Below are 13,475 nucleotides of genomic sequence, written 5' to 3'. Positions count from 1 at the left end.
CTTACCGTTTGTTCTTGATGGAAGTGCCGAGAACCTGCAGGTACGCGACCAGCGCGTCCATTTCGGTCTTGCCTTTCACGGCATCGCGAGCACCGGCGATATCTTCGTCGGTGTAGGGGATGCCGAAGCCACGCATGACTTCCATCTTCTTCGCGGTGTCCTTGCCATCGAGCTTGTTCTCGACCAGCCAGGGGTAGGCCGGCATCTTCGACTCAGGCACTACGTTGCGCGGGTTGTACAGGTGGGCGCGGTGCCACTCGTCCGAGTAACGGCCGCCGACGCGGGCCAGGTCCGGACCGGTACGCTTGGAACCCCACAGGAAGGGGTGGTCCCAGACGCTTTCACCGGCGACGGAGTAGTGGCCGTAGCGCTCGGTCTCGGCGCGGAACGGACGGATCATCTGCGAGTGGCAGCCAACGCAACCGTTGGCGATGTAGATGTCACGGCCTTCCAGTTCCAGCGCGGTGTAGGGCTTGAGGCCTTCGACCGGCTCGTTGGTGACGTCCTGGAAGAACAGCGGGACGATCTGGGTCAGGCCACCGATGCTGACGGCAATCACCATCAGCAGCGCCATCAGGCCGATATTCTTCTCGATGATTTCGTGTTTCATCAGTGAGCTACTCCGGCGGGAATCTGCGCAGCCGCATCGTATTCAGCCGGCTTGGCGGCACGCACGGTGCGGTAGGTGTTGTAGGCCATCAGCAGCATGCCGGTGACGAAGAAGGCACCACCGATCATGCGCACGACATAGCCCGCATGGCTGGCTTCCAGCGCTTCGACGAAGGAGTAGGTGAGGGTGCCGTCTTCGTTGACCGCGCGCCACATCAGACCCTGGGTGATGCCGTTGACCCACATCGAGGCGATGTAGAGCACGGTGCCGATGGTGGCCAGCCAGAAGTGCGCGTTGATCAGGCCGATGCTGTGCATCTGCTCGCGACCGAACACCTTCGGAATCAGGTGATACAGCGAACCGATGGAGATCATCGCTACCCAGCCGAGGGCGCCAGCGTGCACGTGGCCGATGGTCCAGTCGGTGTAGTGGGACAGGGCGTTGACGGTCTTGATGGCCATCATCGGGCCTTCGAAGGTGGACATGCCGTAGAAGGCCAGGGATACCACCAGGAAGCGCAGGATCGGGTCGGTGCGCAGCTTATGCCAGGCGCCGGACAGGCTCATCATGCCGTTGATCATGCCACCCCAGCTCGGCGCCAGCAGGATCACGGACATCGCCATGCCGAGGGACTGGGCCCAGTCCGGCAGTGCGGTGTAGTGCAGGTGGTGCGGGCCGGCCCAGATGTACAGGGTGATCAGCGCCCAGAAGTGCACGATGGACAGGCGATAGGAGTAGATCGGACGCTCGGCCTGCTTGGGTACGAAGTAATACATCATGCCCAGGAAGCCGGTGGTCAGGAAGAAGCCCACGGCGTTGTGACCGTACCACCACTGGATCATGGCGTCGGTGGCACCGGCATACATGGAGTAGGACTTGGTCAGGGTGACCGGTACTTCCATGCTGTTGACGATGTGCAGCATCGCGGTGACCAGGATGAAGGCGCCGAAGAACCAGTTGCCCACATAGATGTGCTTGGTCTTGCGCTTCATGATGGTGCCGAAGAACACCAGCAGGTAGGTGACCCAGACCACGCCCAGGAGGATGTCGATCGGCCACTCGAGCTCGGCGTATTCCTTGGAGCTGGTGTAGCCCATGGGCAGGGTGATCACCGCCAGGACGATGACCGCTTGCCAACCCCAGAAGGTGAAGGCAGCCAGACCGTCGGAGACCAGACGCGTTTGACAGGTGCGCTGGACCACGTAGTACGAGGTCGCGAAGAGGGCGCATCCGCCGAAAGCGAAGATCACCGCGTTGGTATGCAAGGGACGCAGACGGCCGAAGCTGGTCCACGGCAGGCCCAGGTTGAGTTCTGGCCACACGAGTTGTGCGGCGATGAACACGCCTAGACCCATCCCAATGACCCCCCAGATCACCGTCATAATGGCGAACTGGCGGACCACCTTATAGTTATAAGCAGTCTGACTGATTGCTGTGCTCATGCTAGGGGTTCCACGGTTAATGGAGTTTTATGGGGCAAAAATCGGCGGCAAGTATGGAGAAAGCAGGTAGCCATTGCAACGCAACATGCCGACACGAACGGGGTTTCAGAGCCTTTCAAGGGGACTGCGGGCAGGCCCCGGAGACAGCTCTGGCAGCTTTGGCGCAACCAGTTTGCGCAGCGCTAAGAAGGGATCGCCTTGGAGTTGTGTCAGATGGCGACTGAAAGGCAGCTTAGCCCAGATCAAGAAAATTGCAGGGCTATTGGTCGGCAGGTGCGACACTGGGTCGCACAGGTGCGGGGAGGGGCCGGCGACCAGGGGATGATCGCCGGCAAAGCGGGAGTTACTCGTTCTTGCCCTGGCTCAGTTTCAGCACATAGGCCGCCAGCAGGTGGGCCTTGTCGTTACCCAGGAAGTCTTCCTGAGGCGGCATGTTGCCACTGCGACCATAGCGGATGGTCTGCTGCAACTGGGCGAAGCTGCTGCCGTAGATGAATGCGCTCGGACGGGTCAGGTCCGGTGCACCCAGGGCAGGGGTGCCCGTGCCGCTGGCGCCGTGGCAGGCGAAGCAGGTGGTGGAGAAGATCTTCTCGCCTGCTGCGACGTCGGCGACTTCACCTTCCGGCAGTTCGCGACCCGCCAGCTGGGTCAGGACGTAGGCGGCAGCGTTGCGCACGCCGTCTTCGCCGATCACCGCACCCTGCGGCGGCATCATGCCGTGACGCCCCTTGAGGATGGTGGTCTTGATGGTCTCCGGCTCGCCGCCCCAGCGCCAGCTGTCGTCGGCCAGGTTGGGGAAGCCGTAGCTGCCCTTGGCGTCGGAACCGTGGCACACCGAGCAGTTGGAGGCGAACAGGCGGCCACCCATCTTCAGGGCTTGCTCGTCCTTGGCCACGTCCTCGATGGGCATGGCGGCGAACTTGGCGAAGATCGGCCCGTACAGCTCATCGGCACGATCCATCTCGCGTTGCCACTGGTTGACCTGGGTCCAGCCGTCCTTGTAACCCGGCAGCAGGCCCTTGAAGTTGCCCAGGCCCGGGTAGAGCAGCAGGTAAGCCGCGCCGAACACCAGGGTGCCGAGGAACAGCATGAACCACCACTTGGGTAGCGGGTTGTCATACTCCTCGATGCCATCGAAGGCATGACCCATGGTCTGCTCGGTCGGGTTCTTGTGCACTTCGCTCTTGCGGGTGGCGAAGATCAGCCAGAACAGCGCGATCAGCGTGCCCACGGTGAGCAGGGTGATGTATAGGCTCCAGAAGGCGGTCATGCTTCGTTACTCCAGACATCGGGCTTGTCGTCGGCGAACGGCAGGTTGGCCGCTGCGTTGAACTCGTCGCGGCGCTCGCCGCTATAGGCCCAGAAGGTGACTGCGGTGAAGGCGATCAGTACCAGCGCGGTACCCAGCCCGCGCAGCGTGCCCACATCGATGAATTCCAACATGGCGCTTACCTCTTGTTCTTCACGGCGGTGCCAAGCACCTGGAGGTAGGCGACCAGCGCGTCCATCTCGCTCTTGCCCTTGACCGCATCACCGGCCCCGGCGATGTCCTCGTCACTGTAGGGCACGCCAAGGGTGCGCAGGGCACTCATCTTCTTGGCGGTGTCCTGGCCGTCGAGGGTGCTTTCCACCAGCCAGGGGTAGGCCGGCATCTTCGACTCGGGCACGACGTTGCGCGGGTTGTACAGGTGAGCGCGATGCCACTCGTCCGAGTAGCGGCCGCCGACGCGGGCCAGGTCCGGACCGGTACGCTTGGAGCCCCACAGGAAGGGGTGATCCCAGACGCTTTCGCCGGCGACGGAGTAGTGGCCGTAGCGCTCGGTCTCGGCGCGGAACGGGCGGATCATCTGCGAGTGGCAGCCGACGCAGCCCTCGCGGATGTAGATGTCGCGACCTTCGAGCTGCAGGGCGTTGTAAGGCTTGAGGCCTTCGACCGGCTCGTTGGTGACGTCCTGGAAGAACAGAGGAACGATCTGGGTCAGGCCACCGATGCTGACCGCCAGGATCATCACCAGCGCCATCAGGCCGATGTTCTTCTCGAGAATCTCGTGTTTCATCAGTGGGCTCCTTCTACCGAGAACTGCGCAGCGGCTTCCATCTCGGTCGACTCGGCGCTACGCACGGTCAGCCAGACGTTCCAGGCCATCAGCAGCATGCCGCTGAAGAAGATGGCGCCACCGATCACCCGCACCACGAAGCCGACATGGCTGGCTTCCAGCGCTTCGACGAAGGAGTAGGTGAGGGTGCCGTCTTCGTTGACTGCACGCCACATCAGGCCCTGAGTGATGCCGTTGACCCACATCGAGGCGATGTAGAGCACGGTGCCGATGGTGGCCAGCCAGAAGTGGCCGTTGATCAGGCCGATGCTGTGCATCTGCTCGCGACCGAAGACCTTGGGAATCAGGTGATACAGCGAGCCGATCGACACCATGGCGACCCAGCCCAGGGCACCGGCGTGCACGTGGCCGATGGTCCAGTCGGTGTAGTGGGACAGGGCGTTGACGGTCTTGATGGCCATCATCGGGCCTTCGAAGGTGGACATGCCGTAGAAGGCCAGGGACACCACCAGGAAGCGCAGGATCGGGTCGGTGCGCAGCTTATGCCAGGCGCCGGAGAGGGTCATCATGCCGTTGATCATGCCGCCCCAGCTCGGTGCCAGGAGAATCAGCGACATCACCATGCCGAGGGACTGGGCCCAGTCCGGTAGCGCGGTGTAGTGCAGATGGTGCGGACCGGCCCAGATGTAGACCGCGATCAGCGCCCAGAAGTGGACGATGGACAGGCGGTAGGAATAGACCGGACGACCTGCCTGCTTGGGCACGAAGTAGTACATCATCCCCAGGAAGCCGGCGGTCAGGAAGAAGCCCACGGCGTTGTGGCCGTACCACCACTGGATCATCGCATCGGTCGCACCCGCGTACAGCGAGTAGGACTTGGTCAGGGTGACCGGAATCTCCATGTTGTTGATCAGGTGGAGGATCGCCACGGTGAGAATGAAACCGCCGAAGAACCAGTTACCCACATAGATGTGGCTGACCTTGCGTTGCATGACGGTGCCGAAGAAGACGATGGCGTAGGACACCCACACGATGGTGATGAGGATATCGATCGGCCACTCGAGCTCGGCGTATTCCTTGGAGCTGGTCCAGCCCAGCGGCAGGCTGATCGCGGCCAGCACGATCACCAGTTGCCAGCCCCAGAAGGTGAAGGCAGCCAGCTTGGGTGCGAACAGCGTGGTTTGGCTGGTGCGTTGCACCGCGTAGTAACTGGTGGCGAACAGTGCGCAGCCACCGAAGGCGAAGATCACCGCATTGGTGTGCAGTGGGCGGAGCCGGCCGAAGCTGGTCCAGGGTAGGTTGAAGTTCAGTTCGGGCCAGGCCAGCTGGGCGGCGATGAATACGCCGAGTCCCATGCCGACGATGCCCCAAACCACCGTCATAATGGCGAACTGGCGAACCACCCTGTAGTTGTAGGCGGAACGGGTTGTTGTGTTCATGTCTGGGCTTCCATCCACGGTTATGGCAGAGCGGCCGACATCCGTGGCACCCCTAGGCATGAGCAGGCCATGAACACCACGGATATCGACGCGAGGCAAGCATGAGCAAAGGGCCATCTGGGTTTATTGACGCCGATCAATGTGAGCAGGGGCTGCCCTGGCTGTGGGACGAACCGCCGCAGGCGGCAACGGCCACTCTGATCCTGGCGCACGGGGCAGGCGCAGCGATGGACAGTCCGTTCATGCAGCGCATGGCGCAGGGGCTCGCCGCGTGCGGCGTGCGCGTGGTGCGCTTCGAGTTCGCCTACATGGCCCAGCGCCGTGTGGATGGGCGCAAGCGCCCCCCCAATCCCCAGGCGCAACTGCTGCAGCAATGGCGTGACGTCCATGCCCAGGTGCGCCAACGCGTCGCAGGGCCCCTGGCCATCGGCGGCAAGTCCATGGGCGGGCGCATGGCCAGTCTGCTGGCAGACGAACTGGGGGCGGCTGCCCTGGTTTGCCTGGGCTACCCTTTCTATGCTGCCGGAAAACCGGAAAAGCCCCGCGTTGCCCACCTGGCCGAGCTGCGCACGCCGACGCTGATCGTCCAGGGCGAACGCGATGCGCTGGGTAATCGTGAGGCGGTCGCCGCCTACGCACTGTCCTCGGCCATCGACCTGCACTGGCTGGCTGCCGCCGACCACGACCTCAAGCCGCTGAAGGCGTCGGGCTACACTCATGAGCAGCACCTCGACACGGCCGTGCAGGTCGTTGCCGAGTTTCTTGCCTCCAGGCAGTGAGGGGGCGCTTCAGCCGGGGGCAGGTCATGCCGTCGCCTGCGTGCGAAAGCGATTGCACTTGACCGGGCGGTCACGCAATGTGACGGACAGCTGGCCGCGTCCGGCGTGGAGCGGGTGGTGCCGGCTCTCTGCCTGCATCGCGAGGCGTTCGCCGCTCCTGCGCCACCTAATGGGGCGACAGGTTGTGACGGCAACATCGCGCCGCACCTTGATGGTGCGTGGAGTATTCGATCATTTGCTAGGTTGTTGAAATTAAAGGATTAATAGTGCTGGCTCGGGCCTTGCAGAGGATGCTGCAAGTCCGGGTGACAAGGAGTACGGCATGGCCCGCACCTTTTATGACGAGATGTACGACGCGAGTGGCGCTGTCCGCCCGCACTACCGAGAGTTCGCCCGCTGGCTGGCGGAAACGCCGGACGAGCTGCTGGCCCAGCGCCGGCGCGAAGCCGATCTGTTGTTCCACCGCGCGGGTATCACCTTCACCCTCTACGGCGACGATCAGGGCACCGAGCGGCTGATTCCCTTCGACATCGTTCCACGCGCCATACCCGCCAGCGAGTGGCGCATCGTCGAGCGTGGCTGCATCCAGCGGGTGCAGGCGCTCAACCTGTTCCTCGCCGACCTCTACCATGACCAGCGCATCATCAAGGCGGGCATCATCCCGGCCGAACAGGTGCTGGCCAACGAGGGGTACCAGATGGCCATGCAGGGGCTCGACCTGCATCGCGACATCTACGCGCACATCGCCGGGGTGGACCTGGTGCGCGATGGCGACGGCAGCTACTACGTGCTCGAGGACAACCTGCGCACGCCGAGCGGCGTCAGCTACATGCTCGAAGACCGCAAGATGATGATGCGCCTGTTCCCCGAGTTGTTCGCCGCGCAGCGCGTGGCGCCGGTGGATCACTACCCGAACCTGCTGCTCGATGCGCTGAAGAGCTCCAGCCCGCTGGACAACCCCACGGTCGTGGTGCTGACCCCGGGGCGTTTCAACAGCGCCTATTTCGAGCACGCCTTCCTGGCCCGCGAGATGGGTGTGGAGCTGGTGGAGGGGGCGGACCTGTTCGTGCGTGACGACAAGGTCTACATGCGCACCACCGCGGGGGCGCGCCAGGTCGACGTGATCTACCGCCGTCTCGACGACGCCTTCCTCGATCCGCTGGCCTTCAATCCCGAATCGATGCTCGGCGTCGCCGGGCTGCTGTCGGCCTATCGCTCGCGCAACGTGGTGCTGGCCAACGCCATTGGCACCGGCGTCGCGGACGACAAGTCGGTCTATCCCTTCGTCGGCGACATGATCCGCTTCTACCTGGACGAGGAGCCGATTCTCAAGAACGTACCGACCTGGCAGTGCCGCAAGCCGGAGGAGCTGTCCCACGTGCTGGCCAACCTGTCCGAGCTGGTGGTCAAGGAAACCCAGGGCTCCGGTGGCTACGGCATGCTGGTCGGGCCGGCGGCGAGCAAGGCCGAGATCGAGACCTTCCGTGCCCGCCTGATCGCCAAGCCGGAGGCCTACATCGCCCAGCCGACGCTGAGCCTGTCGACCTGCCCGACCTTCGTCGAGCGCGGCATCGCACCGCGCCATATCGATCTGCGTCCGTTCGTCCTGACCGGCCGCGAAACCCGCCTGGTGCCTGGCGGCCTGACGCGCGTAGCCCTGCGCGAAGGCTCGCTGGTGGTCAACTCGTCGCAAGGCGGCGGGACCAAGGACACCTGGGTGGTGGAGGACTAATCATGCTCAGTCGTACTGCCTCCGATCTGTACTGGATGTCGCGCTACCTGGAGCGTGCCGAGAACCTCGCGCGCATGCTCGACGTCAGCTACTCGCTGTCGCTGATGCCGCAGGACGGCCGTGGCGACGGCCTCGACGAACTGGCCATGCCGCTGCTCATCACCGGCACGCTGGACGAATACCTGGAGCGTCATGGCCCGCTGCATGCCGAGCGCATGCTGCACTTCTTCGCCCTCGATGCGAGCAACCCCGGCAGCATCTACTGCTGCCTGCAGGCGGCGCGCAGCAATGCGCACGCGGTGCGCGGGCGCATCACCGCCGACATGTGGGAGAACATCAACGCCACCTGGCTGGAAATGCGCGGCATCGCCGAGCAGGGCCTGGGGCGTTACGGCATCAGTCGCTTCTGCGAGTGGGTCAAGGAGCGCTCGCACCTGTTCCGTGGCGCCACCTTCGGCACCATCATGCGTGGCGAGGCCTATCGCTTCATCCGCCTGGGCACCTTCATCGAGCGTGCCGACAACACCCTGCGTCTGCTCGATGCGCGCTATGAAATGCTCGGCGAAGAGATCGACGAACTGGAGGAGCGCACGGCGCGCAGTTACTACCAGTGGAGCGCGCTGCTGCGTGCGCTGTCCTCGTTCGAGGCCTTCGCCGAGATCTACCGTGGCTCGCCGCGCACGCGCAAGGTCGCCGAGCTGCTGCTGCTGCGTCCGGACGTGCCGCGTTCGCTGCGCGCCTGCATGGAAGAACTCAACCTGATGCTCGCCGGTCTACCGGGGGAGAACGGTCGCCCCGCGCAACGCCTGGCCGCCGAACTGGATGCGCGCCTGCGCTACACCAGCATCGACGAAGTGCTCGACGAAGGTCTGCACGCCTGGCTGACCGACTTCATCCTGCTGGTGCGCCAGCTGGGCAACACCATCCACACGTCCTATCTGGAGGTCGCATGAGACTTTCGATCAGTCATGACACCACCTACCGTTACGATGATCAGGTGCGCGCGAGTATCCAGTACCTGCGCCTGACCCCGCATGACAGCGAGCGACAGCAGGTGCTCAGCTGGCAGCTCGATCTGCCGCGCCCGGTGCATGCGCAGATCGATCCGTACGGCAACATCCTGCATGTGCTGACCCTGGACGAGCCGCACGAGGCCATCGTCATCGGCGCCCGGGGCCAGGTGGAGATCGACGAGACGTGCGAGGCCGAGCACGAGCAGCAGTCGGCGTTGCCGTTCCTGCGCTTCACCCGCCTGACCCAGGCGGATGACGCCATTCGCGAGTTCGCCGCGCAGCACGCCAGGGCGCATAGCGACCGCAACGGCCTGATCGACCTGATGCATGCGCTCAATGCCCATATCGTCTATCAGCCGGGCGTCACCGAGGTGGATACCAGCGCCGCCGAGGCCTTCGCCGGTCGTCGCGGTGTCTGCCAGGACCACACCCATGCCTTCCTCGCCTGTGCTCGCAGTCTGGGGGTGCCGGCGCGCTACGTGTCGGGCTACCTCTACACGGACGATGCCGAGCACCTGGCCAGCCATGCCTGGGCCGAGGCCTGGGTCGGCGATGCCTGGTACAGCTTCGACGTGACCAACTGCCTGGCACGCCCTGAGCGTCACCTGAAGCTGGCGGTCGGCCTGGACTACCTCGATGCCTGCCCGGTGCGCGGCATGCGCCGTGGCGGTGGTTGCGAGCAGATGCATGCGCAGGTGCAGGTCGCGCCGTTGCTGCAGGTGCGCCAGCAGTAGGGCCGCTCAGCCGCGCGCCGCGCGCAGCAGCGGCCAGGCTGCCAGCGTCAGCAGGGCCGCCACGCCCCACACCAGCGGCCAGTCACCGTGGCGCAGGCCGGCGGCGACCAGCGTCGGGGTGAGGAACATGCCGGCGAACACCAGGGTGTTGGCCATGCCCAGCACCGTGCCCGCACGGGCCACGCCGGCCTGGCTGTTCCGTTCCGAGCCGTGCGCGGCGCTGGATCGTGCCGGTTTGCCCTGGCGCGTGGCGTTTTCCAGCGCCAACCTGGGGGGACTGTGGGCCGCCGCGCGTGCGCGCCTGGGCATCACCGTGCGTACGGCGTTGTGCCTGCCGGCCGGCGTCGAGGTCCTGCCGAGCGGCAGCAGCGGGTTGCCGCCGCTGCCGACGCTGGAGCTGGCCCTGCACCGCGCCGAGACGCAGCCGAGCGAGCCGGTGCAGTTGCTGCAGAGCCTGATCCGCGAGGCGCTGGAGGAGAGCCTGCCGCACTAGCCCGGCGGCGGGAGCTTGCGCGTGGCCATGTGCTGCAGGTAGGCGATCAGCTGCTGCAGCTGCGTGGCGTCGAGCACCTGTTCGGAGAAGCCGGGCATGTGTGCCTGCGGCCAGCGCCGCAGGCTTTGCGGGTCACGGATGTACTGGCGCAGGAAGTCGCCGGTGAAGTACTCGGTGGGGTTGTAGGGGATATTCAGATCGGGGCCGAACGCGGAATCACCGGCGCCATTGAGGCGGTGGCAGGCCATGCAGTTCTTCTGGAACAGGGCGAAGCCGGCCTGCACCTCGCTGCTCGCGTCACTGGCCGGGAGCAGGGCGGGGAAGCGTTGCTCCACCGCTGCGAGCTGGCGAATCCTGACGACCTGGAAGGGCCACTGCTCGGGGCTGATCTGGCTGGCGTGCGGGTCGGTCCAGACCAGGTAGAACGGCCCCGCGCTGGCCTTGCCCTGGGCCAGCGGTGGCCACGGCTCGTCCGGGTCTTCGATGGCCAGCCAGGCCTTGGCCCCCTCGTCGGCCAGCAGCAGGGCGGCCGGAAGCTCGGCGGCGAAGCCGTCCGATGCCACCGCCTGCAGGTGATCGCCCGCCGTCACGCCTTCGAGCAGCGCGCGGATCGGGACCGCACGGTAGCGCATGGGGCGCTTGTAGCTGACGTCGTCGGCGATCTCGATGTCGCGGGCCTGAGGGTGGTGCAACAGTTCGCTGCTGCTCCAGCTGCGCGTGCCAGCGTTCAGTTGTGCGGCGAACTCGCCGGCCTGCAGCGAGAGGGAACAGCCAAGAAACATCAGGCTGACCAGCAGCCCCCTCATTCGCCGCGCTCCAGGAGCGGCAGCAGGTCGTCATACGCGCCTGCGTTGATCACCCGGCTGTAGCCCAGTGCCTGCAGCTTGTCCTGCGCGAATGAGGAGCGCCGCCCGCTGCGGCAGTACAGCACGAGCGGGCGGTCCTTGTCGGGGGCCACGCTGGCGATGCGTTCCGCGATCCGATCATGTTCGAGGTTGATAGCGCCGGGCAGGGCACCGTCGGCGAATTCCTCGGCGCTGCGCACGTCGATCAGCAGGCTGTCTTCGTCTTGCAGCGTCTCGAGTGCGGCAGCCTGGTCCACTTCCGCGGCGTGGGCGCCGGCAAGGGTGAACAGGCCGGTAAGGAAGAGAATGGCGAGGCGCATGTCTGGCTCCGGGGCTGGCGAGGGATCGAACTATCTTTGCCCGATGCGGGCGCGCCGTCCAGACGGGGTGTCAGCAGGTCATGGGAAAGCACCCGCCCTGTGCCAAGCGCACCACGGCGTCTGCACAGCAGCGGGGTCGTTGCTGGGTCAGCTGACCAGACGGGTCAGGTTGGGAAGGATCAGTATGACCGCCGTGGCGAAGAGAATGACGCCAGCCTGACGGTATTTCGGCTGCTTGTTCATGGCCATATGCCTCTTGTTGTTATGGGCGTCGTGTCGGACGCCTGCCGGTCTGCCTGGCGAGCTGCTGCCTGGGCGTAGTTCCATCGACCGCCCCGGCATGACCCAGCGACGGTTCCCTGCACCGGTTTTCGTCAAGGTGCATGACTAACTCTAGGGCTGCCGTCTGCGCTTTCTTAGATGACTTGGTTGCTAATGGCTGGCTGCTAGGAAACACGCGCTATGACGCGCGCCAGGCGCGCAGGCCGCATGCCTTGTGGCAGACAGGTTGCTCGGGCCCATGTGCCCGTTGACGAACAAACGACCGTTCGTCTGAGCTCAGTGGTCAATGGCGCTGAGCGCTTCGGTCATTGAGCGCTGGCCTCGTGGCGCTAAGGTAGGGACGCTCAAACAAGAACCGGCGCGGCGCCGTGATCGCCAGCGCCGCATGACCTTCCGAGGATGCCATGACCGAAGCTTATATTTTCGACGCGGTACGCACGCCGCGTGGCAAGGGCAAGAAGGACGGCGCGCTGTACAGCGTCAAGCCCGTCCAGCTGGTCGCCGGCCTGCTGACTGCCCTGCAAGCCCGTAACGATCTGGATACCAGCCAGGTGGACGACATCGTGCTGGGCTGCGTGACGCCGGTAGGCGACCAGGGCGCCGACATCGCCAAGACCGCCGCGATGGTGGCCGACTGGGACGTATGCGTGGCGGGCGTGCAGCTCAATCGCTTCTGTGCCTCGGGGCTGGAGGCGGTGAACATGGGGGCGATGAAGGTGCGCTCCGGCTTCGAGGACCTGGTGGTGGTCGGTGGCGTCGAGTCGATGTCACGCGTGCCCATGGGCTCCGACGGCGGCGCCTGGGTGATGGACCCGGAAACCAACATTCACTCCAATTTCGTGCCGCAGGGCATCGGCGCCGACCTGATCGCGACGCTGGAAGGGTTCACCCGCGCGGACGTCGATGCCTTCGCCCTGCGTTCGCAGCAGAAGGCCGCACGCGCCAGCGGCAATGGCGCATTCGCCAGGTCCCTGGTGCCGGTCCGCGACCAGAACGGCATCCTGCTGCTCGAACATGACGAATTCATCCGGGGCGACTCGACGCTGGAGGGGCTGAACAAGCTCAAGCCCAGCTTCGAGATGATGGGGCAGATGGGCTTCGATGCCACCGCCTTGCGCGTCTACAGTCATGTCGAGCGTATCGAGCATGTGCACACGCCGGGCAACAGCTCCGGCATCGTCGACGGCGCCGCGCTGATGCTGATCGGCTCCGCGGCCAAGGGCAGCGAACTGGGCCTGAAACCACGTGCGCGCATCGTCGCCACGGCGGTGACCAGTACCGATCCGACCATCATGCTCACCGGTCCGGCGCCCGCCACGCGCAAGGCGCTGGCCAAGGCGGGGCTGGCGGTGGATGACATCGATCTGTTCGAGGTCAACGAGGCATTCGCCTCGGTGGTGATGAAGTTCATGAAGGACATGGGCGTGAGCGAGGACAAGGTCAACGTCAATGGCGGCGCGATCGCCATGGGCCACCCGCTGGGCGCCACTGGCTGCGCGATCCTCGGCACGCTGCTCGACGAACTGGAGAAGCGCCAGCTGCGCTATGGCCTGGCCACCCTTTGCGTGGGCGGTGGCATGGGTATCGCCACCATCATCGAACGTATCTAGGAGCTGTCACGGGCGACTGCGCTCGGCCACGCGGCGCTGGAAGTCCAATGATTTCCGCCTTGCCTGAGCTGCGCGCGTGACGCCCCTGAAGCACTCCCCGAATATTTGGGACGTGAAAA

At 64.9% G+C, this 13,475-nt stretch carries 15 protein-coding genes; 6 read left to right on the top strand and 9 right to left on the bottom strand.

Annotated features, from left to right (window positions below; genetic code table 11):
* Position 1 precedes the first annotated feature (1 nt).
* From ccoO (EPK82_RS05545) to ccoN (EPK82_RS05520), 6 genes are all read right to left on the bottom strand, one after another.
* Entirely contained in the window at positions 2-610 is a 609-nt protein-coding gene (gene ccoO, locus EPK82_RS05545; RefSeq protein WP_134675985.1) for a cytochrome-c oxidase, cbb3-type subunit II, read from the bottom strand.
* Positions 610-2,052: a cytochrome-c oxidase, cbb3-type subunit I gene (ccoN, locus tag EPK82_RS05540; protein ID WP_134675984.1), complete on the bottom strand. Its 1,443-nt coding sequence runs from the start codon at positions 2,050-2,052 to the stop codon at positions 610-612. The genes ccoO (EPK82_RS05545) and ccoN (EPK82_RS05540) overlap by 1 nt, the downstream gene beginning before the upstream one ends.
* Before the next feature lie 343 nt (positions 2,053-2,395).
* Positions 2,396-3,322, bottom strand: a complete 927-nt coding sequence (gene ccoP, locus EPK82_RS05535; RefSeq protein ID WP_047589881.1) for a cytochrome-c oxidase, cbb3-type subunit III — start codon at positions 3,320-3,322, stop codon at positions 2,396-2,398.
* Positions 3,319-3,495, bottom strand: a complete 177-nt coding sequence (locus EPK82_RS05530; RefSeq protein ID WP_037057539.1) for a cbb3-type cytochrome oxidase subunit 3 — start codon at positions 3,493-3,495, stop codon at positions 3,319-3,321. Before EPK82_RS05530 ends, ccoP begins: the two co-directional genes overlap by 4 nt.
* A 5-nt stretch (positions 3,496-3,500) precedes the next feature.
* A complete protein-coding gene (ccoO, locus tag EPK82_RS05525; protein ID WP_134675983.1) occupies positions 3,501-4,109 on the bottom strand; it encodes a cytochrome-c oxidase, cbb3-type subunit II in 609 nt (202 codons plus the stop codon).
* On the bottom strand, positions 4,109-5,548 hold the full coding sequence (gene ccoN, locus EPK82_RS05520) for a cytochrome-c oxidase, cbb3-type subunit I (protein ID WP_134675982.1): 1,440 nt from the start codon (positions 5,546-5,548) through the stop codon (positions 4,109-4,111). Before ccoN (EPK82_RS05520) ends, ccoO (EPK82_RS05525) begins: the two co-directional genes overlap by 1 nt.
* A 101-nt stretch (positions 5,549-5,649) precedes the next feature.
* On the opposite strand from ccoN (EPK82_RS05520), the gene EPK82_RS05515 reads away from it, so the two are divergent.
* The 4 genes from EPK82_RS05515 to EPK82_RS05500 all read left to right on the top strand — a co-directional run bounded on the left by EPK82_RS05515 (position 5,650) and on the right by EPK82_RS05500 (position 9,806).
* Positions 5,650-6,327, top strand: a complete 678-nt coding sequence (locus tag EPK82_RS05515; protein ID WP_341870002.1) for an alpha/beta family hydrolase — start codon at positions 5,650-5,652, stop codon at positions 6,325-6,327.
* Positions 6,328-6,649: 322 nt separating this feature from the next.
* On the top strand, positions 6,650-8,059 hold the full coding sequence (locus EPK82_RS05510) for a circularly permuted type 2 ATP-grasp protein (RefSeq protein ID WP_037053112.1): 1,410 nt from the start codon (positions 6,650-6,652) through the stop codon (positions 8,057-8,059).
* Positions 8,060-8,061: 2 nt separating this feature from the next.
* Complete coding sequence (locus EPK82_RS05505) at positions 8,062-9,012, top strand: alpha-E domain-containing protein (protein ID WP_037053110.1); 951 nt, start codon at positions 8,062-8,064, stop codon at positions 9,010-9,012.
* Positions 9,009-9,806 (top strand): transglutaminase family protein, encoded by a 798-nt coding sequence (locus EPK82_RS05500; protein WP_047590582.1) that lies wholly within the window; start codon positions 9,009-9,011, stop codon positions 9,804-9,806. The genes EPK82_RS05505 and EPK82_RS05500 overlap by 4 nt, the downstream gene beginning before the upstream one ends.
* Positions 9,807-9,812: 6 nt before the next feature.
* Here the strand turns inward: EPK82_RS05500 and EPK82_RS24745 are convergent, their stop codons facing one another.
* A complete protein-coding gene (locus EPK82_RS24745) occupies positions 9,813-9,962 on the bottom strand; it encodes a hypothetical protein (protein ID WP_167494326.1) in 150 nt (49 codons plus the stop codon).
* Between EPK82_RS24745 and EPK82_RS05495 the strand changes: the two genes are divergently transcribed.
* Positions 9,961-10,299: a type 2 periplasmic-binding domain-containing protein gene (locus tag EPK82_RS05495; RefSeq protein WP_134675981.1), complete on the top strand. Its 339-nt coding sequence runs from the start codon at positions 9,961-9,963 to the stop codon at positions 10,297-10,299. The two genes, EPK82_RS24745 and EPK82_RS05495, sit on opposite strands and share 2 nt — an antisense overlap.
* On the opposite strand, the gene EPK82_RS05490 is transcribed toward EPK82_RS05495, so the two are convergent.
* Both EPK82_RS05490 and EPK82_RS05485 read right to left on the bottom strand, forming a co-directional pair.
* A complete protein-coding gene (locus EPK82_RS05490) occupies positions 10,296-11,105 on the bottom strand; it encodes a c-type cytochrome (protein ID WP_134675980.1) in 810 nt (269 codons plus the stop codon). The genes EPK82_RS05495 and EPK82_RS05490 overlap by 4 nt on opposite strands.
* Positions 11,102-11,464 carry a rhodanese-like domain-containing protein gene (locus EPK82_RS05485; RefSeq protein WP_037053105.1) on the bottom strand — a complete coding sequence of 121 codons (363 nt, stop codon included), beginning with the start codon at positions 11,462-11,464 and terminating at the stop codon, positions 11,102-11,104. The genes EPK82_RS05490 and EPK82_RS05485 overlap by 4 nt, the downstream gene beginning before the upstream one ends.
* A gap of 686 nt (positions 11,465-12,150) precedes the next feature.
* On the opposite strand from EPK82_RS05485, the gene EPK82_RS05480 reads away from it, so the two are divergent.
* Positions 12,151-13,356, top strand: coding sequence for an acetyl-CoA C-acetyltransferase (locus tag EPK82_RS05480; RefSeq protein ID WP_037053104.1), 1,206 nt, complete (start codon positions 12,151-12,153; stop codon positions 13,354-13,356).
* Positions 13,357-13,475 lie beyond the last annotated feature (119 nt).

The organism is Ectopseudomonas khazarica, from assembly GCF_004521985.1.
Taxonomy (GTDB): Bacteria; Pseudomonadota; Gammaproteobacteria; order Pseudomonadales; family Pseudomonadaceae; genus Aquipseudomonas; species Aquipseudomonas khazarica.
The sequence above is the reverse complement of the archived record's forward strand: the minus strand, read 5'-3'. Positions and strand labels throughout refer to the sequence as shown.